The following is a 19,629-nucleotide window of genomic DNA, read 5'->3' as shown; positions in this document are numbered from 1 at the left end:
AACAATCCCTCTATTTCATAATTTCAAAACTCATTTTACTAAAACGTGAAACAAGCGAATGTAAAGTCATTAACGTTAGAAGCGATTTTTTTATTCCGGGTAAAACAAAAAAGCGATCATCCCGATCGCGTTTGCGTGTAGACAAAACCTCGGTACAGGCGGAGAGTAGCTCTTTTCCGGAAGGAGCGACTCTTGCCAACCAACTCAGCGGAGCCAGTCCGAAGCGGGGGCTTTCGGGCGCAACCCTGAGGCACATCGTAGCGATGACCACTTTTTGCGACCGCCCGCTTCGGACTGGCGCAGCGGACAGTCCCACTTCCTCGCTGGTTGGCAACGGAGCGAATGGAGGAAAAGAGCTACTCTCCCCCGCTCCGCCCCTTTGTCTACAGGCTGAAGCGATCATCCCGATCGCGTGACTGTAAACCAGTTAACATGATTTCTGGTTTTTTCTGAAACATGCCCTTTTGTACTGTAAAGATTTCTTTTTCTCTTATATAATAGCGATAACCGGTCAGTTCTGAAAATTTCGATATGTATTCGCTTACAATGATTGTGACTCATGGAGGAGTATGAGGGAATGAACCTACTGCAAAATGTCGTAAAAGTATCGTCCTTGATGCACGGGATGGTTTTATGCTTTGAAGATGATTTTACATTAGGTGTAACGGATACCGAGAAATTTTTGGCCTATCTGCCGGGAAAGAGCCTGCGTTTTGGACTATCCCCTGAGGATCCGATCAAAGAGGGCAGTCTCGCCCATATCGTCATGCGTCAAGGCGAAGCCATCAGCAAAGTGATGGACTCATCTGTTTACGGTGTGGCGTATGTGGCTGGCGGACTTCCCATACTGGAAGACGGTAAAGTCACAGGCTCCCTCGTCTTTGGCGTCAGTATGGACAGGCAAAATAAACTGGCCGAGATAGCCGAGCATTTGTCTGCCATCGTAGAGGAAGTAAACGCACAATCCCAGATGATGCGAGATGGTGCGGAAGCATTATCTTCCCATAGTGAAAAACAATACCACGTCATGACCAACATGCTGCAGCAGGTGCAGGCTACGTCTTCTGTGCTGCAGTCAATCTCCCAGATCGCGAAGCAATCGGAAATTCTAGGCTTGAACGCCTCGATCGAAGCCGCGCGTGCCGGTGAACACGGCAAAGGCTTTACCATTGTCGCCAAAGAAATGCGCCGCCTGGCCACCATGTCAGGCGATTTGGCGAAGCAAATCGCAGAGCACCTCTCCGCACTGCAAACCGAGATGTCCGCCATATCGGAGATGGCGCTTGACTCCAAGAATCTGTCCAAGGCGCAAACAGAAGGAATTATCGAGTTGGCTTCTGCGATTCAAGAGGTTACCGAGGAATCCATCCTACTCCAACAAATGTCGCAAATCAAAACAACCACCCAAGCCTAGCCGGGAAAATGTCCGCCATTGCGTATCCGTCACCTTCGGAAATCAACATCTATGTTGTAAGGAGTGATCGATTGTGGTATCCCCGTTTGAAACCGACGTGAAGTGGGAGACATTCCTGAATTACGGCACCAGACAATTTTTCAAAGGCAAAACGGTTATCTACGAACAAGGAACGATGGGAGAAGGATTCTACTATCTGCATAAAGGCTTGGTCAAGATCGTCAGCTCCACGGTAAAAGGCAGAGAACGCATGTTAAACATCGTCGTGCCCGGTCAAATCCTCGGAGTCCAATCGACGGACCAACAGACGCACTTCACCACCGCCATCGCCGTCAAAAACACGGTTGTCTACCATTTTTCCTGCGAACAATTCCAAGAGATGCTGAAGGTACGGCCTGAATTATTGTCTCTGTTTACCCAGACGGTTAGCCAAAAAATGCGCATTCTCCTGCATGCGATCAATATGAAGGCGCTTACTTCCGAGGAGCAAGTGGCCCGCCTGCTGCTCAATATCTGCGAGGAGTTTAAAAACTATGAAGTGCCCCTCACCCAGCAAGAGTTGGCCGACTGCGCCGGTCTCACCCGGATCACTGTCTACAAGATCCTGAAACAATGGAAAGAAGACGGCATCGTCGAGATCAGGAATCGCCGCTTTGTCATCAAGCGACCCGATCTGCTGCAAGCGCCGCAAATGGACACCCAGACAGCAAAATCTGTATAGCTGCCAGCTGTAACGACATGCACGGTAAACCACTGAAAAGGGTGATCATCATGTCAAACCTGCGCTACAAATGGACTCCGTTTTTGATGTATGGCAAGAAACTGGAATTGAGTAAAAACACCGTCGTCTACCGCCAAGGCGAGCGCGGCAGAGGCTTTTACTATCTGGACAAGGGCGGTTTGAAAATCACGCTGTTGTCCGATAACGGGCATGAACGCACGATTGACTATGTTCCGACTGGCGGGTTGTCAGGTGAGCATGGCGCTTACAAAGGGACCTATCTCACCTCCGCGATCACCACATGCTCCTCGGTGCTATACTTTTTTTCCGATGAAGCACTCTCCCGCGTCTGCCAGGATCATCCCCACGCCGCCATCATCTTTACCAACTCACAGATCTATAAAGTACGCTTGCTGGCGGAGATCATCGCTTTCCAGGACAGCCCGATCGAGCAGCAAATGGCCAACTTTTTGATCAAGCTGACCACCGTCCACGAAAACGAGAATGTTCCGATTGACCAGACCTCGTTTGCCCGGTATATCGATACATCGCGGATCACGGTGAACAAGATCTTGCAGAAGTGGCGGCAGCAGGGGTTGATTGAGCTGTCGAGCCGGAGCAAGATTCGGGTGGTAGATGTGGACCGGTTGAAGGAGTTGGTTTGTTGAGGCGCTATCCGTAATAAAACGGTCTGTGCCCTGGACGAATAAATTATTGCTATAATCGTTGCTCCTCCGTTATTTATCGCGGAGGAGTTTTCCATTTGTGGACGGTGCGACTGTAACATAGAAGGCGCAGGCTAGGTATGCAGACTGGCTGAGTTTCCCCTAGCCTAGACCAAAAACTGAAGACCTAGCGATTTGCTATGCTTTTGCACGACGCAAGTATGCCTCTGTCACCTCTTCCGCAATCGCCGCTTTTTCTTCCTGGCTGAGAATGAGGCTGACCATCGGGAAAAAGTAGTGGTCCTCCTTTTCGATATGCTTTTTCAGCAGATAGGCGAGCAGGTTCATTTTTTGGATCAGATCCGGGCCAGGATTGTCCGTCTCCCGGTTGGCAAATAGATAAGCCGCATCCTGGTAATGGTTGCGGATGATGCGATGCTCCTGTAGCAGTTTCCTTACAGGACCCACCTCTTCTGTGGCAAAATAGCTTTTCAGCCGTGTCAGGATAAAGCGTTCTTCATACAGAAAGTGCTGCTCCAATTCTGTCTCTATCTCGTGCAACGCTTGTTGGTAGACCGTCTCGTCATAGCCCTCTCTTACCTTATCCATCAGCTGGCTTAGCGCTGCGTGCTCCTCGACAAAAGAGTGAAGTTCAGGGGAAATAATGGATAAAATCTGCTCGTATTCTTCTTTTTTTACCGGTTGCCAATCTCTTAGGTCAAGTTTGGGTTTATATCCGGGTGCCTTCATTCCTGCTCACTCCTTACTGGTTATATGCTTCAAGGGTAGTGTATACATTGGCCGGGAGCGAAGGAGTGACGAGGATCACAGAAAGTGAGGAGAAGCGGTGAACACGTTGTCACTCTCTTCATACAATACGACGTTCTCTTATTCTCTCCACATTCGCTCGATGCTGGTAGCATCGTCGATGAAGGCGATACGGTATACATCAGGATTAGACATGGCTTCCCACTCGCTGAAGCCAATCCGGTGATCAAAATGCTTTAGCATCAGCGACATCAGGTTGCCGCGTGATACGATAACAGCGTTTTTGTGGTCACGATTGAGAACTTCCATCATCACGGAAACAGCACGACGCATAGCCGTGTTACTGGACTCCCCGCCCTCATAACACAAGTCGAGATCATCGTATGTTCTTTGAAGCATATCGCGCCAATCGGGGCGATTTTCACTACATAACACCCTCTCCGTCAGGCGATCATCCAGTACGACCTTTAGACCAAGTTTTTGTGCTAAGGGTGTTATGCTGCGGTAAGCTCTCTCGTACGGGCTAGCAACGATATGATCGATATGTTTATCTGATAAGAATTCGGCAAGTTGGTCTGCTTGTTGCCGTCCCGCATCGGTTAACTTGGCGGCGGCGGATTGTCCTTCTGCTTGGCAGTGACGGACGATGTATAGATGTTTCATGGACGTGGTCTCCTTGTGCGTGAGTGAATGTTTATTTTCGTACATTTTTCACGGACAGTTGTTCCTTACCGTGGGCCTGCAACACCTTAGTGCAACACAAGTTCCGGTAGCTGGCCCGCAAATCATACGAATGTACGTGAAAAAGCTGCTGCAACAACTGCGAATCTACATGTAAAAGTTTCCTGGACGGTATGGTTCTCCATAAAAAAATGATTCCTATGTAATGCCTGCGTATGATTCCCTCCTGCGGAATGTTTATCTCGCCCCATCATCCCATCCTCTATGCTTATAGGGGCCTTTTTAGCCCCTTTCCATTGAAGTATCACGATATCCACTCTACACTGGGTAGGTTTATTGTTAAAGAAACGATATTGCCATGCCATAGCTAATGTTTTAAAACTGGACAGATTACAACTCTTCGCACAATTTCTTATACGCAACATCAAAATTGGGAACTTTGGTCCACAATTTACTGTCGCCAATAATTGCTAACCGATACTTTGCTCTGGTCACAGCAACATTCAGTATATTAGGCTTCTTCCCGGCCCACTGCGCTGCTCTTGCGCCGCTCTTGTCATCGCAACCAAGGACGAATATCACCTCATTAGCTTCCTTTCCCTGAAATGTGTGAACTGTTCCACAAGACTTTTCTACCCAATCATCTATTTCATTTTTAGCAATTGCTGCACAATGTTTGTAAAGGCCCTTCTTTAGAAGGATTTTTATATTTCTTGCAACAGATTTAAAAGGACTAATAATATAGATTTGAGGTAATCCATTTTGTACTGAAAAAGCTTGTAAGACCATTTCAAGTACCTTTTCCCCTTGCTCCGGTACATAATGGTCTTTGTTCCCGATCTCTTTTCCGGCAATGTCTATCCATACAGACTCCTTAAGCAAAAGATTTATGCCAGAATTTAGCACTCTTGTCGCAATAAACATACGATTGTTATATGCCACTTCATTAGAGATGGAGAACATTGGGTCTAGGCATCTTCTGTGTACCACTAGGGGACAACCGAGCCACATATGCGTATCATTATATTTTCGGTATCCACCGTAGGGATTTATGTTGTCAGCTAATACTTGCACCGAGATCTCATGTGACTTATACGGTTCCTCTATTGCAAACTCCTCAGCAAACCTCTTGGAGAGTTCCTTCGGAATTGTCATAACGGGTTCTACTTGCAGAGGATCACCAACAACAATCGCCTTGTTGGTACGCCACAGTGCTCCTAACGCAGATTGAGGAGTAGCCTGGCCCGCTTCATCAATGACTAACATTCCTAATTGTTTTTTGCCCACATACTGCAAAAATGTTGTAACCGATGCAAATGTAGTCGACACCACGGGTATGACAAGGAACAGTGTATTCATCAAATGAGCGAACGCTGAGACCTTATCCTTCTCCGAAAAATTGTTGCTCCACATGTTTACTAGACAATTCAAATTTTGTTTTGTACATCTTGAATTCAGGATAAATGATTTATGGAGCATTATCGCATAGTAAAAGAGTTCTTCTCTGAGGGTATCGTATTTTTTGTCTGTCCACGGACAAGATTCTTGAGATTGTTGGTTACTTTCGATCTCCTTCCAAAAGTCTTCACCTGCAAAATTTTTCCCAAATTGCGTTTGGATACGCATCATCTGTTGATTTGAACGATCAACTAACCTCTCTTTTTCTTGATAATCGGTTTTGGCGCTTTCGTAATTGGTCCTTATTTCTTCTACTTGATTATTCAAGGTGCCGATTTTGGTATTGATTTTGGTGAGATAAATTGTTAGTTGATCTAGAATTTGTTTGGATTTTTTCACTTCTATTAAAATTGGGTCGTTTTTGAAGAAAAAGGGGAGCCACTTTTTATACCATGGGAGTCTGCTTTCAAGTAAACGAACATTTTCTTGGACTCCACCCATCTGTTTCTGTAATTGAGTTTGTTGTATGAGTTGCTTATCCAACAGTTTCTGCAACTCATCTAACTTGCTTCTCGATGTGACCATTCTTTCGAACGCAATTTCACAGTCCGTCACAAATCGTTTGTGATTGTTAACTTTTTCAACGGCTTCTCCAATTTGCTTACGGTATTCGATCACTTCTGAATATTTTTTTCTGAAAATGTTTTTAGCCTGATCCCAGTCAGGTACCTCATCTTTGTAAAGCTTCTGTAAATTAACCTCTTTGTTAAACCAAAGGGCTTGTTTCAACTCATCGATATTGGATTTTTTGCCAAGACGTGCAGAAATAAGCCCCCAACATTGCTGATCATTTCCTATAAGCATATTTGCGATATCAGAAAAATAAGTAGCGTCGTTTTTCTCAATATCAAAAAGATCTGTATTTGAATGCTTCACATCTTTAGCAGTGGGGAGCTCTCTGGAAATGTTCTCAACTGCTGCATTATTATTAGACGCAACAACAATCCCAAACTTTATAAGTGCTTCATCTGGTATGTAATAATGCTTTAAGTATTCACTCTCCGACTCGGAAAATTTATATTTTCTGAAAGCATCGTCCGGCCTATTATACTCACTCAACAATAGTGCCCTTTCTGCCACATTAGATGCTATGACTTCCTTTAATAGGGTCGTTTTCCCAGTGCCCGGCGGTCCATTAACAGAAAAGATACTACCTGGATATCCATCTTCTGATATCGCTATATTTATCGCCAGTTGTTGCATCAGACTAGGACTATGTTTTGAAGGCCATTTGGCAACAGGATACTTCTCAGGTGATAACCACTTTTGCATCTCAGAAATGTTCTTATCTATTTCCACTCGATTATCTTCTGGTTTTTTTAAAGCTTCTATAAATCGTAGGATTGTATCATCAGACCGAATATTGCGTTTGATCATATCAATATCCGAAACATAGAAGCTTTGCATCATATCTGTACTCGTATCAGTGTCAATATCTTGATCGTCTTCATGTGCACCATTGATTTCTTTCGCATTTTTTCCCTTTTTAGCGAACTTTCGATTAATAATGGCACTGAAGGGATTGTCGATGAATGTAAGAGATATCTTTTCCGTAACGATACCGTATATGTGTAACAAATCTTTGTATTGCAGCGGAGTATTTATCGATACCAAGATATCGTTAATCTCATTATTCAATTTATCAATCTCTGACGTTTTTAATTCCGCCATGAGATTCTTCTCTGAAATGATTTTGGAAAACGCCCACACATAGGTGGAGATTGAAAAAGAATTCACAATATATCTTCCATCATACGTTACTTTGAAGGCACAAACGCATGATTTTGAATTATCTGGTTCTACTGTGTCGTCTTCGCCGTTATAAAACTCTACCAATTTATCGATCAAGTCCTGGGATTTAATATTACCCATGTACACGTCATACGTATACTTCGGATCAGTTTTTGCTAGCCATACCACTTCCTTCCTGTGTGCATTTATATATTTTGTATCATTTGTTACTTCAGGTAAAAACGGAGAGAAAAACTCTAATTTGTACCAGTAGCTCAAAAGATTGTGTACACTTTCCATTTAATCCACCCTGCTTCAATTTTCCATTTCTTTGCACTTAAACAACTCTTACTAGTCTTCAAATCAATCGTTTAGTATATGTTACGGATCGCCTTTTCAGCTTTTTTATCCTTCTTTATTTCTAATGCTGGATCATTATACTCAGACCAGGACTCTAAGATTACTCTTGGTTCTTCTTCAATGATATCTTTCGCTCGATGTATGTCACCTTGCTTAAAAGCATCAATTATGTCTATTAATTCTTCACGGTCCAACAATCTCACATGGTTAATACCTGCGAGTGTTTCGCACGATCGTGTAAAATTAGTGGTAGCGATGACAATTGCCTTCTTCGCTTTGTAATATCTCATCGAGGCAAAAACTTCTTGTACAGCATGAATCCCAGCTGGATTATTTACCCCATAACGTTTCGCTTGGATGACGTTTCTAGTCCCAGTACGATCCTGGAAAACCAGATCAGCACCAAAATCTCCGCTCCCTACGGTTTTGTATACACCGGAATAGCCTAAAGCTAAAAAAAGACGATAAAGATAGATTTCAAATTCTGATCCGTCCACCATTCGATCGATATCATTGATATCAATTTTTAATGGATCGTAATCGTGCTCAGGTGACTTGGTTCTACGAATTCGGAAAGTTGTTTGGTAGTATATTAACAATGCAAGAACTGCTATTGCGAAAAACAAGAGTAGATAAATCATGGTTGCCCCCCTACATTACTTTATTCACCCAACTTCAATTCGACATAAAAACCACCGCACCTCCCAAGAATCTGAGTAATATGTAAAAATTTTCATATTGTATTGAACGACAGTTCGATCCCCCTCAACTCCTTGCAGGCTCGTTTCCTACTCATCTCCGCTGACCTCCTTACATCTCAACCGTGCTCCGCCACTTCCTCCGGCTCCTCCCTGACAATTGCCAACGTCTGATGATCCTCCCAACGATTATTGATTTTCACGTTTTTGCGGGCGATCCCTTCCTTGTGGAAACCAGCTTTCAACAACACCTGCATCGAAGGAATATTATGCGGCATCACTCCGGCTTCAATCCGGTGCAAGTCCAGCTCCTTGAATGCATAATCGACAACCAGCTTCACCGCTTCCGTCATATAGCCTTTGCCGCCGTGGGCTTGATCGAGAACATAGCCGATCCAGCAGCTTTGTAAGTTATGCCGCATGACTTCCGTCAGAATCACTTCCCCAATCACTTGCTCCGAGCCGCCGTTCAAACGAATCAGAAAAAAATACCCCTTGTCTTGCGCGATCATGTCCAATGCCGTGTGCACTCGCTCCCATTGTCCCTCATAGGTGTAGAAGGACGGTTGGCGCAGAGCGGTGAATTGTTGAAAATAATCTTTATTGTTTACTTCAAGGCGCAGCAACTGTTCGACATCCGACTCCTCCAACAACGCGACATTGATCGCTTTTCCTTGCAGTTTCATGCGAAATCCTCTCCTTTTCATGGAAAATGAAAAACACCACAGACGTTCTGTGGTGACGAGTCGGTTCGCTATCACCACAGGGAAAGCGGCCTGTGGCGTTTATCCACCTGTATCCTTGGAATCCCAGGAACATACCGCTTCATCCGTATTTGGACATACGTATCCCGTGGATATGAGAATCGAAGAAAACGGCAGTGGAGTATCCGATGCCTTTCGCTAATGTACGCAGCGATCTTTTTTTCACAACGGATCCCCCTTTTGTTCCCCCAAGTTCTTCTATTATATCTATGTTCCTCCATACGTTCAATGCCAAGATGAGTCATTGTCCGAACGATCAGGAACGCCATCAGCCGAAATTGTCGACCATTCCGATCCTCGGCACGCATGTACATCTCCTCAGTTGAGTGCCGGTCACCGATTGCTTTGGTTTATCAAATGGTCGATAGCAGGCACAGTGAAACACGCCAGGTTTGCTGGGAGCTGATCAAGGCGAACCCATTTCAGGTCTGCAATCGCCCCGTCTGACTCCATATTGCGAGCTTCCCCACTCTTTACAGTCACTTCATATATGGCCGAAACCCAATGTTCCTCGCTTTCAGGTCGAATCGTTTCCGCCATACAGAGCAGACCCTTTACCTCAACGTCAAGATTTACCTCTTCTTTCACTTCTCGTATGACGCAATGCTCGAGAGTTTCGTAAGGGTCCACCTTGCCTCCTGGGATGCTCCACGTATCTTTTTCCGGGTTCCTATTGCGGAGCACCAATAGGATCTCATTTTGTTCGTTCGTAATGACTGCCCCTACACCTAACCGGGGAAGTCCAATCCTGTTTTGAGCCATCATGCTTTTTCCTTTCCTTTCTTAACTGGACTACTGACACTGGAGAAATGTTGGGATTCCTTTATGAAGGATTCGACAAAAAAGAAGCTGCTGCTATTGCCGCTGTTGAAATCTAGCAGGAACACTTTCGTCGAAACCGTAAGGAAATATTTACGGACAGAGCATCGATGAATTACGTCCGTGGATGCCATGGGCAGAAACCATTCTAACAATCGAAGCGTCCGAATCCAATATCCGACAGGCTCGACTGCAATGTTTGGAACGTACAGACCTTAGATTGCTTCTCATATTAAAAAAGACCGGCCAAATCGTGGGCAGCAGCGGTCTTCATCGAATCGATTGGCACTCACGCAAGTTTGAGATTGGGTATTGGGTACGTACCTCTTGTGCAAAACAAGGATATGTAACAGAAGCAGTACGTGCCATTACCCATTTTGCTATACAAGAGCCAAGCAAATCGTATTGAAATCCGTTGTGATTCCATACAAGAGTGCACTTACGTGGGAAGTGAACGTTGATTACTTATTCGATTGATACTCATGCTTTAGAATACTGTAAATCTCCAAATCAACAACACCCTTACCCGACCAGAATGATGCTTGTCTTAATGTACCTTCTTTGACAAACCCGTTCTTCCCTAACACTTTCTTTGATCCTTCGTTTGCAGGCATCACTTCAGCCTGAATTCTGTTTACGTTGACATCATCAAAGAGAAATCCGATCAATGCTTTGAGCGCATTTGTAGCAATTCCATTTCCCCAATACGATTCCGCCAAAAAGTAACCGATCGTCACCATGTTTACCTTTTGATTAAAATCAAATGCTTCCATGATACCAACCAGTTTATCGGTTTCGGTATTGCAGAAAATACCCCACTTCACCCTTGACTTTTTACGATAATCCCTTTCAAAATGGCCGATCATCGTCTTAACCGTCTCTTTATTATGTTTCGGGATGATCCCGCAATGTTGAAACACAGTGTCATTGCTGTAGATCTCATAAACGTCTTCCAGATGGCTCACATCAATCTTTTTCAGGACTAGGCTATCAGATTTTATGATTGGAAACTCGCTAAAAACAATGTTCGTATCCATGTATGATCCTTTCTAGGTTGACGACCTTTTTTTATCGGTATGTGCAAATCGATTTTGCATTTCCCTCTCCTTGTCAGTCAGATCCCGTGAGGGTTCCGGTAATGAAGAGTAGCCAATCGTATCACAGTAATATCCCCAGAATTCCCCACCAACAAATGTTCTTCAAAGGGATTCAAAACCCCTTCCAGAGTTTAGTAATCGAAAGGTTTGATAAAAAAGCAGACACACTGGTGCATGTTTACTCTCTCATGACTTCAGGAAAGATTCCCTTTGGCTCCATTCACGCAATCGATCATAACAAATACCGGATAACTATTTTTGAGTTTTGAGTCACTCTCTTACGTATCTAACAGTCGGTAATGGTATTCATACAAAGGAGTAAACCCCATTTTGCGATAGAGCGATAAGGCAGGTGAATTATCTTTTAAGACCTGTAAGTACAGTTGATCTGCACCATTCCGCAAAGACCAATCTGCAAGAGAACGGAGTAGAGCAATCGCTGCCCCTTTTCCGCGGTGTTCGGGGGCAACAACAATATTACTCAGACCAGCCCAACCTCTCTCCACTACGGCAGTGCCCAGCGCGATTAATTCCCCATGCTCACGCAGAATGACGAACGCCTTCTTGGGACCAATCATGGAAAAAATATGCACATACCCCTCATAGCGACCCGGCGAGTATCCTTCTAGGCGGATAAAAGCATGAATCCACTCACTGCTTGCCTCTCCCGCAAACTCAGAAGTAAACAGATCAGACTCCACGGAGCGGTCCATCACTTCCCCGCATGATGCGACCATCGTAAAACATGCGGAGTCCTTACGATAGCCAGCAGAATCCAGGATGCCATCCAATTCGGCTGGTGACGTCTCGCTGATATGGAAACAGGGCGAAAGCGATCGCCTCCTATAGAAGTCCTCTACAATGTCCAGCCATTCCCCATGCTCAGGAAAAGGGCCACTCGTATACACACTGTTCGCTCGCTTCGTTACATCCATATTTGCCCGCAGCCTCCACGCTCCCAGCGTCTGCTGGATGTATGCAGGCCAACCGTTGGCCGCGAGCTCTTCTATCAATCGAATCAGTTTTGTATCCCCGCTCATGTCTTCTCCTCCAGTCTCGACCGTTTAAACCTTCTCGTAGCGCCTCATTCGCGGAGCAACCATTACAAAAGCTTGTGGGTCGCATTACTTGTTTCTAAGTTTGTTGATTTATTAACTATATCGCTCATTCGTTGTTTATTTTGCAATAATTGTTGTTTACGTGGAACAATATATCTGCTTAAACATGTAGTTATAGGATATTCCATATAAATACCATTTCCAGACGTTGAATAAGGTATCGCACACTCCTCTGGACAGCCAACACGAATATATTATTGCTTCTATGAGAGGGTTATTTTTCGACGAAATGATCATAAAAATTGAGGGGTAATATCCCCTCATCTAAATACCATCAATACATCTCCATTTGATTATCCTTCCTTACCAACAGCGAGCGACACTCCACATGTCTGGAAGCGACAGAGCGTGCAAACTTGCTGCTCAAGACGATTTTTTCATCGAGATGCGTGGCATAGTACAGTAGCCCTCGTTTGAAATATTGAAGTTTCTCATCATTTGTGGTCTCCAACAAACTGGTCAAAACGATTTCCATCGCTTCCTTGTAACGCTCCGTATTGTACAGAGTCATCGCGAGTAAGACCTGGATCGCTCGGTTATACGGAAACTCTTTCACGCCTCGCCGCAGTATTTCCTCCGCTTGCTCGTAGTTTCCCAAATAGCGATACGTGCTTCCCAGACCGAGCAAGCATCTCTCAAAGTCCGGTCCCGAGAGCCCGACTTCAAGGGCACGCAGATAATACGGCACGGCCTCTGACCCTAAACCGGAGTTGTCATGAGCCACTCCAGTCTGAAAAAGGATCTCCGCGTCATCAGGGTAAGCTGCGGCCAACTCTAAAAGAAGCGTTCTGGCTTCCTTTAGAATCGCTTGGTCTTGCTTGGCCCGTCCCTCTTCCCGCAGGCGAATAGCTTCTGCTAAACGATCTCTCGTCATCATATTCCCTCCCTTCCTTCACCATTCCAATAATCTGTACCAAGGAGTACACCTCTTTTGCCGACCTTTATGTTACATGCCGTCAAATCTATTGACTCCTAATTCGATTGTTACTCGTGCTTTAGAATACTGTAAATCTCTAAATCAACAACTCGCCAATTGCTGCATTATTGGCATGGATTAATTCCGTCTTGGTAAAACATTTCCCTTCGCAATTAATAGATGCACTTTTATCTGCTCCGTTTTTATTAGTAAAGAGTATTGTAGCGTTAGATACAGACTGTTTAACAAATTTTAACACACATTACCAGTCTAATAGTAAGTAAAAAGCAGAGGAATCTTGAATCCCTCTGCTACGCCAATACATCTCAACTATTGGTCTTTCCTTACCAACAGTGAACAGCACTCCACATGCCCCGTATGCGGGAACATATCCACCGGCTGCACCTCTTCCACCACATACCCATCCGCCAACACCTTCAAATCACGCGCCAGCGTCGCCGGATTACAGGACACATACACCACCCGCTTCGGCCTCATCTGCAGAATCGTCGCCAACAGCGCTTCGTCACACCCTTTGCGTGGCGGATCGACCACAATCACATCCGGTGTAATCCCCTGCTCCTTCCACGCCGGAATCACATGCTCTGCCGCTCCCACCTCAAACGTCGCGTTCGCTACACCATTTAGCTCCGCATTCCGACGAGCATCGGCAATCGCCTCCGGCACGATCTCCACACCATAGACGTGGCCCGCCTTTTGCGCCAAGAACAGCGAGATCGTCCCGATGCCGCAGTACGCGTCAATCACCTTCTCCTCGCCTGTCAGCCCCGCATACTCCAACGTCTTCCCGTACAAAATCTCCGTCTGTGTGGGATTGACCTGGTAAAACGAGCGAGCCGAAATAGCGAACTTGATCGGTCCAATGTAATCGTAGATCACGTCACTTCCCCATAGGGTGATGGTGCTGTTCCCAAAGATCACATTGGTCCGCTCCGGATTTATATTCTGCACGATGCTGGCAACGCCGGATACTTCTTGGCGGATCGCTTCGATCAGCAGTTCCCGGTTGGGGATAAATTCTTCCGTGGTGATCAGCACGACCATGATCTCGCCTGTCCTCACGCCCACCTTGGTCACCACGTGACGCAGCAGTCCGGTATGGTTCACTTCGTCGTAAGCAGTAATACCCACTCGGGCAGCCATCCGCTTTACCACTCCTACAATGGCGTCGCTGGCTTCATTTTGAATCAGGCATTGGTCGATGTCGACAATCGTATGGGAGCGTTCTGCGTAAAAACCGCCAACCAATCCGCCGTCCTGCTCACCGATCGGTACCTGCGCTTTGTTGCGATAACGCCACGGCTCATCCATGCCGATCGTGGGATGGACGATGACAGGGGGTGCAGGTTCAGTTTGCTGTTCAGTTTGCTGTTCAGTTTGCTGTCCATTCCGCTGTCCGACCTGATCCCCCATCTGCCCGGGCGCACCGTTGTCTCGCTGGTCGTCTTCCCCCGCCACGGAAAACCGGCCGATCCGTCGCAGATTATCCACCACGATCTGCCGCTTATGCCGCAGCTGCTCCCCATAATCCAAATGCTGCAGGGAACAGCCGCCGCAGCGGTCAAATACCGGACAAGGAGGCGCCACACGGGTCTCCGCCTGTTTGAGGATCTCCAGCAGCTTGGCAAAGCCGTACTTCTTTTTGGTATGCTCCACCTGCACCCGCACCCGCTCACCAGCCAGTACCTGCGGGATGAACAGCGTATAGCCTTCGTATCGGCCGACACCTGCTCCATCATGGGTCAGACCGGTTACATCCAGCTCGATGATCTGCCCGACCGAGACAGGGAGGTTTGGCGTTTCCTTCTGAACGATGACTCCCGGTGTGTTAGTAGTAGCTGTTCGAGTGGCATCTGCTCTACTGGCAGCTGCTTTGCTGGCAGATCTTCCGCTGACAGCGGCTGCGCCAACAACCCCTCCCTTTCGGTTTCGTTTCGTTTTGTCCTGTTTGGGGCCGGGTCGCGCGCTATCCTTTTCTCTAACCAGCCTTTTGGCTGATTGATCTGCTTGGCGCAGTTGGTCCGAGCTCAACCGCTCTTTTCTACTGCCAGTAGCCTGTGTTCCACCGGCTTGCGTTCTATCATCTTGCATACGCACCGTTTGTGTCCGGTTAGCCTGCGTTCGATCCGTTTGCGTCCGGTCGGTTTGCGAGCGATCCGTTTGCATGCGATCCATTCGCGCTCGATTCGCCTGCCTTCGATCCGCTTCTCTTTTACCCGTCTGCTTTGCCCGCTTCCCACTATTCAATTCCGTCGTCTGCTTTCGCTTTTTCGGCTTGGCCACTCTTCTGTCTGCTCCTTTTGTCCAAAAACATGAGAAAACTCGGCGTCGCCCATTCTTGCCCAGTGGCGGTGAACGCCGAAGTTTTTCTTATACCATCATTCCTTATCGCGTTAGCGGCGGAGGTTCGCGAAGGTTCGCGAAGGCTTCCCGAAGGTTAACTTTCTCGGGTAGATAAAAAAGGAAAACACCCACCTGTGACGCTATCCTTCTCCGTTCCCTCCACCGTTTCTCTCCATTCACTATACCATCTGCTGTGTAGAAAAACGAATCATACAGCAGCATGTTCGTATCCTCTCAGCTCTTAATCCTCTCAAAACCCGTCACCCTACGGCACAAACACTTCCAAATGTCCCCGCAGCGCCCGGCACTCGCAGGGGAGCCGGCCGCCCAGTTCACCGTCCAGGTTCAACTGTACGTTTTCCGATTCGGGAGCGACGGCCTTTAGATAATCGGTCTGGAAGTAGAGAATATTGGGATCCTTGATATGATCTCCCTTGATCGCCATTGTGGCCAGCCGTACAAAGTCGGGCAGGCTGGTTTTTTTCAGCACCAGACAGTCCAGCAGTCCGTCGGAGAGGTCAGCGCTTGGCGCCAATCGATGAAAGCCGCCTACGGAATGGCTATTGGCGACGAGAAATAGCATGATCTCATCGTCGATCACTACCTTGTCGCGGGTCTGCAGGCGCATCCGCGTTGGTCGGATGGACGGCAGTTTTTCAATTCCCTTGACGTAGTAGGCGAGCTGTCCCAGCATCGTCTTTAGCTTGCTTGGCACTTCGTAGGTGAGTTCAGTAAAGGAACCGCCGCCTGCGATGTTGATAAAATATCGGTCGTTTACTCGTCCCAGATCGATCCGTTTGGTTCGTCCGTTCGTGATGATCTCACACGCTTGACCGATCGAGCGCGGGATGTTGAGAGCTCGTGCCAGGTCGTTGCTGGTACCGCATGGGATGATTCCGAGAGAGGGGCGATGTTTTTTCTCCGCGATGCCGTTCACCACTTCGTAGATCGTGCCGTCTCCCCCTGCAGCGATCACCACATCGAATCCGCGGGCCACCGCACGCTCCGCTTCTTTTGTCGCATCGTTTTTTCCCTTCGTCGCATAACAGGACGTCTCAAAGCCTGCTTCCTCCAGAAAGTCCAGAATGTCAGGCAGCCGTCGTCGCACCACTTCTCGTCCTGATGAAGGATTGTATATTAATCTGGCTCGGATCATATGACCCTCCCTTCCGTCAATCTGTTTCGTTCTCTCTCCATCATATCCTGTATTTCCCACTTTGGGAATTGCTATGCCTGCTCTGAATATTCGCTATGTTCCTGTACAAAACTTATGGTAATATAAGACGTAATGGAATGAAACGGTGGGAGAGGATGGTTATGGCGCAAACGATGATCGCAGGGGTGGATCTTGGAGGGACTGCGATTAAAGCTGCTCTGTTGACGATGGAGGGGGACATCCTGCGCAAGACACAGGTGCCGACTCCGGTAACAGAGGGAGCGGACCGCGTGATCGGCAGGATGATGGAGACGATTGACCAGCTGTTGGCGGAGGAAGGGCAGCAGCGCAGCAGCCTCGCCGGCATCGGGATCGGAGTTCCCGGACCGGTCGATGAAGCGACGGGCAGCGTCCATGAAGCGGTCAATCTCTACTGGAAAAGTGTCCCGCTCAAACAAAAGCTGGAGCAGTTGAGCGGCCTTTCCATCTCGGTCGACAATGATGCCAACACGGCAGCGCTCGGGGAGATGTGGCGCGGTGCCGGTCAGGGGGCCAAAGACATGGTGGCGATCACGCTGGGGACCGGCGTAGGCGGAGGCGTGATCGCCAATGGTCGGATCATCCACGGTGTGCGCGGCGTGGGCGGCGAGATCGGGCATGTGACCGTCGTGCCAGCAGGCGGCCCGCTCTGCAACTGCGGCCGCACCGGTTGTTTGGAGACATTCGCATCCGCCACGGCGATTATTCGTGAAGGGACCCAGGTAGCTGCAGAAGGAAAGAGCGAGACATTGGCTGCCGTCCTGGAGCAAAACGGGGCGCTGACGGCCAAAGACGTCTTTGATGCTGCCAAGGCGGGAGATGCCGCTGCAGTCAAGGTCGTTGATGATGCCGCCTATTACCTCGGGCTCGGCCTCTCCCATTTGGCCAATATCCTCAATCCCGGCAAGATTGTGATCGGCGGGGGAGTAGCCGCTGCGGGCGACTTTCTGTTTGAGCGCGTCAGGGAGGAGTTTCGACGCTATACCTTTAGCCATGCTGCTGAATCGTGTGAGATCGTGCCTGCCATCTTGGGCAACGATGCCGGGGTGATCGGGGCTGCGTGGTTGGTGCATGAACAACAGATCGGAAAGTGAAAAAAGCCTGCTGAACGGCGGATCTTCCTGGAATCCGGCCGATCAGCAGGCTTTTTACATGTTTTTGAAACTGACCTTTTACCTCATTGGGCCCATAAGATCAAGTCAAAGCCGTCAGTAATGGCTGCAAAGCTACCCATTCCTTTGGCCTTCCGTAGGCCTACAAGTGCCTCATGTTTTAATAGAGCCCGGCAAATCCCGTACTCGGACGCACTGCGCATTTCTCTTCAACAAAATGCACACCCTTATCCCATGATTCAAACACATACTCTGACCCAATCTTCTCCAATACCTTCATCTTTTCCAACCGGGCCCGAACATTTTCTTTCACTCCAGTAAGGATCAGCGTACTTTCTTTTTCTCTCACTTTTCCGCTGATCTGCCCTAACGCGAGCGCTCCCGATGCATCGATCACGGAGACATCGCTCATATCCAGGATGACAAATCGGGAGTCAACCTTCGTCACCTCATCCGTTAACCGGCTGCATGAGCCAAAGTACAGGGGCCCTCGAAGCGAAAACAGCGTGATTTCCTCGTTTGCTTCCACCGATTCTCGCGTGATGGATACGCCCTCTTCACTCATCCGTTTCATAAACAGCAGAGAAGACAGGACAACCCCGACGCCAACCGCAACCATTAAATCCACCATGACGGTCAGGACCATCGTGATCAGCATCGCTGCCGCATCCGATTTTGGCTCGCTGCGCAGCACTCGCAAACTCTCGTAGTCAAACATCGATACCCCGGTTACCACGAGAATGCCAGCCAGCACAGCAAGCGGGATTTCACTGACAAACGAGCCAAGCACCAGCATGAACAGCAGCAAAATGACGCTGTGCACCATGGCGGAAACGGCTGTTCTTCCCCCGCTCTTCACATTTACCACCGACCGGACAGTGGCTCCTGCTCCTGCCAGTCCCCCGAATAAACCGGAGATGGCATTCCCGATGCCCTGTCCGATTAACTCCTTATTGCTGTTATGTTTTCGTCCGGTTATATTGTCCATCACTACCGATGTTAGAAGCGAGTCGATCGACCCCAATACGGCAATGGTGATGGCCGGGGAGATCAGTTGGATCAGGATCTCAGGCTCCCAGCCTGGCAGATGCAATTGCGGCAATCCGGTGGGAATCGGGCCAATCAGCTCTATCTGTTTGAGCAAGTGAAGCTCACCCAAAAACGGGAGGGAAAACGATGTTTGCGGCAGATAAGGTCCCAATAACAAGACCAAGCCTGTTCCTGCGAGCAGAGCGACCAAGCTGCCAGGTATCACCTTGATATATCGACTGGAGAGCAGCATGATCATGATCGTGATGATGACAATCAACAGACCGCTTTCGATCGTCTGCATCTGGGTCATGATAATGATGATGGCTATCCCATTCATAAATCCGCTGATGACAGGCTGTGGAATAAAGCGGATGTAATCCCCCAACCGGAGTAATCCAAACAATATCTGGAACAGCCCCGCAAGTACAGTCGCCACCAGCGCGTACGCGAGGCCGTACTCCGCGATTACGGCCGTGATGACGACGGTAATCGGCCCGGTCGGACCCGTCACCTGAGCCGGAGTTCCTCCGAACAATGCGGCAAAGAAACCGGTGAAGATCGCTCCATATAGACCAACAATAGCCCCTTCCGGTGAGCCCGTGGCTGCCACTCCAAACGCCAGTGCCAACGGGAGAGCGACAACGGCAACGGTAATACCGGACAATAGTTCCTGGTGCAAATTCTTATACACTGCTCATCACCTGTCTGTGTAGTTT

The 19,629-nt window shown here is 47.8% G+C and carries 17 protein-coding genes; 5 read left to right on the top strand and 12 right to left on the bottom strand.

Going from position 1 to position 19,629, the window contains the following annotated elements; translation table 11 throughout:
- Window positions 1–577: 577 nt before the first annotated feature.
- From LOK74_RS00535 to LOK74_RS00525, 3 genes are all read left to right on the top strand, one after another.
- On the top strand, window positions 578–1,414 hold the full coding sequence (locus LOK74_RS00535) for a methyl-accepting chemotaxis protein (protein WP_230044589.1): 837 nt from the start codon (window positions 578–580) through the stop codon (window positions 1,412–1,414).
- 73 nt (window positions 1,415–1,487) lie between these two features.
- A complete protein-coding gene (locus tag LOK74_RS00530; RefSeq protein WP_230044588.1) occupies window positions 1,488–2,135 on the top strand; it encodes a Crp/Fnr family transcriptional regulator in 648 nt (215 codons plus the stop codon).
- A gap of 50 nt (window positions 2,136–2,185) precedes the next feature.
- The gene (locus LOK74_RS00525) at window positions 2,186–2,803 is read left to right on the top strand and encodes a Crp/Fnr family transcriptional regulator (protein WP_230044587.1); all 618 of its coding nucleotides are present in this window, start codon (window positions 2,186–2,188) and stop codon (window positions 2,801–2,803) included.
- Between the two features lie 195 nt (window positions 2,804–2,998).
- Here the strand turns inward: LOK74_RS00525 and LOK74_RS00520 are convergent, their stop codons facing one another.
- From LOK74_RS00520 to LOK74_RS00495, 6 genes are all read right to left on the bottom strand, one after another.
- Entirely contained in the window at window positions 2,999–3,550 is a 552-nt protein-coding gene (locus LOK74_RS00520) for a hemerythrin domain-containing protein (RefSeq protein ID WP_230044586.1), read from the bottom strand.
- Between the two features lie 138 nt (window positions 3,551–3,688).
- Window positions 3,689–4,231 (bottom strand): histidine phosphatase family protein, encoded by a 543-nt coding sequence (locus tag LOK74_RS00515; RefSeq protein ID WP_230044585.1) that lies wholly within the window; start codon window positions 4,229–4,231, stop codon window positions 3,689–3,691.
- 408 nt (window positions 4,232–4,639) lie between these two features.
- Window positions 4,640–7,738: a DEAD/DEAH box helicase gene (locus LOK74_RS00510; RefSeq protein WP_230044584.1), complete on the bottom strand. Its 3,099-nt coding sequence runs from the start codon at window positions 7,736–7,738 to the stop codon at window positions 4,640–4,642.
- Window positions 7,739–7,809: 71 nt separating this feature from the next.
- Window positions 7,810–8,439, bottom strand: a complete 630-nt coding sequence (locus LOK74_RS00505) for a restriction endonuclease (protein ID WP_230044583.1) — start codon at window positions 8,437–8,439, stop codon at window positions 7,810–7,812.
- Between the two features lie 176 nt (window positions 8,440–8,615).
- Window positions 8,616–9,182 (bottom strand): GNAT family N-acetyltransferase, encoded by a 567-nt coding sequence (locus tag LOK74_RS00500; protein WP_230044582.1) that lies wholly within the window; start codon window positions 9,180–9,182, stop codon window positions 8,616–8,618.
- A 411-nt stretch (window positions 9,183–9,593) separates the two neighbouring features.
- A complete protein-coding gene (locus tag LOK74_RS00495) occupies window positions 9,594–10,025 on the bottom strand; it encodes an NUDIX domain-containing protein (protein ID WP_230044581.1) in 432 nt (143 codons plus the stop codon).
- Window positions 10,026–10,206: 181 nt separating this feature from the next.
- On the opposite strand from LOK74_RS00495, the gene LOK74_RS00490 reads away from it, so the two are divergent.
- The gene (locus tag LOK74_RS00490; RefSeq protein ID WP_230044580.1) at window positions 10,207–10,488 is read left to right on the top strand and encodes a GNAT family N-acetyltransferase; all 282 of its coding nucleotides are present in this window, start codon (window positions 10,207–10,209) and stop codon (window positions 10,486–10,488) included.
- 52 nt (window positions 10,489–10,540) lie between these two features.
- Here the strand turns inward: LOK74_RS00490 and LOK74_RS00485 are convergent, their stop codons facing one another.
- From LOK74_RS00485 to LOK74_RS00465, 5 genes are all read right to left on the bottom strand, one after another.
- On the bottom strand, window positions 10,541–11,116 hold the full coding sequence (locus LOK74_RS00485; RefSeq protein WP_230044579.1) for a GNAT family N-acetyltransferase: 576 nt from the start codon (window positions 11,114–11,116) through the stop codon (window positions 10,541–10,543).
- A gap of 338 nt (window positions 11,117–11,454) precedes the next feature.
- Window positions 11,455–12,216 carry a GNAT family N-acetyltransferase gene (locus LOK74_RS00480; protein ID WP_230044578.1) on the bottom strand — a complete coding sequence of 254 codons (762 nt, stop codon included), beginning with the start codon at window positions 12,214–12,216 and terminating at the stop codon, window positions 11,455–11,457.
- A gap of 352 nt (window positions 12,217–12,568) precedes the next feature.
- Window positions 12,569–13,168, bottom strand: coding sequence for a tetratricopeptide repeat protein (locus LOK74_RS00475; RefSeq protein WP_230044577.1), 600 nt, complete (start codon window positions 13,166–13,168; stop codon window positions 12,569–12,571).
- Between the two features lie 372 nt (window positions 13,169–13,540).
- Window positions 13,541–15,397: a 23S rRNA (uracil(1939)-C(5))-methyltransferase RlmD gene (gene rlmD / locus LOK74_RS00470; protein WP_420908811.1), complete on the bottom strand. Its 1,857-nt coding sequence runs from the start codon at window positions 15,395–15,397 to the stop codon at window positions 13,541–13,543.
- Between the two features lie 442 nt (window positions 15,398–15,839).
- On the bottom strand, window positions 15,840–16,730 hold the full coding sequence (locus LOK74_RS00465) for a diacylglycerol kinase (RefSeq protein WP_230044576.1): 891 nt from the start codon (window positions 16,728–16,730) through the stop codon (window positions 15,840–15,842).
- 161 nt (window positions 16,731–16,891) lie between these two features.
- Here LOK74_RS00465 and LOK74_RS00460 point away from each other — a divergent pair, with 161 nt between their 5' ends.
- Window positions 16,892–17,863 (top strand): ROK family glucokinase, encoded by a 972-nt coding sequence (locus tag LOK74_RS00460; protein WP_230044575.1) that lies wholly within the window; start codon window positions 16,892–16,894, stop codon window positions 17,861–17,863.
- Between the two features lie 178 nt (window positions 17,864–18,041).
- Here the strand turns inward: LOK74_RS00460 and LOK74_RS00455 are convergent, their stop codons facing one another.
- Window positions 18,042–19,604 (bottom strand): SulP family inorganic anion transporter, encoded by a 1,563-nt coding sequence (locus LOK74_RS00455; RefSeq protein WP_230044574.1) that lies wholly within the window; start codon window positions 19,602–19,604, stop codon window positions 18,042–18,044.
- Between the last annotated feature and the right edge of the window lie 25 nt (window positions 19,605–19,629).

The sequence above is a fragment of the Brevibacillus humidisoli genome (genome assembly GCF_020923435.1).
Classification (GTDB): Bacteria; Bacillota; Bacilli; order Brevibacillales; family Brevibacillaceae; genus Brevibacillus_E; species Brevibacillus_E humidisoli.
The sequence above is the reverse complement of the archived record's forward strand: the minus strand, read 5'-3'. Positions and strand labels throughout refer to the sequence as shown.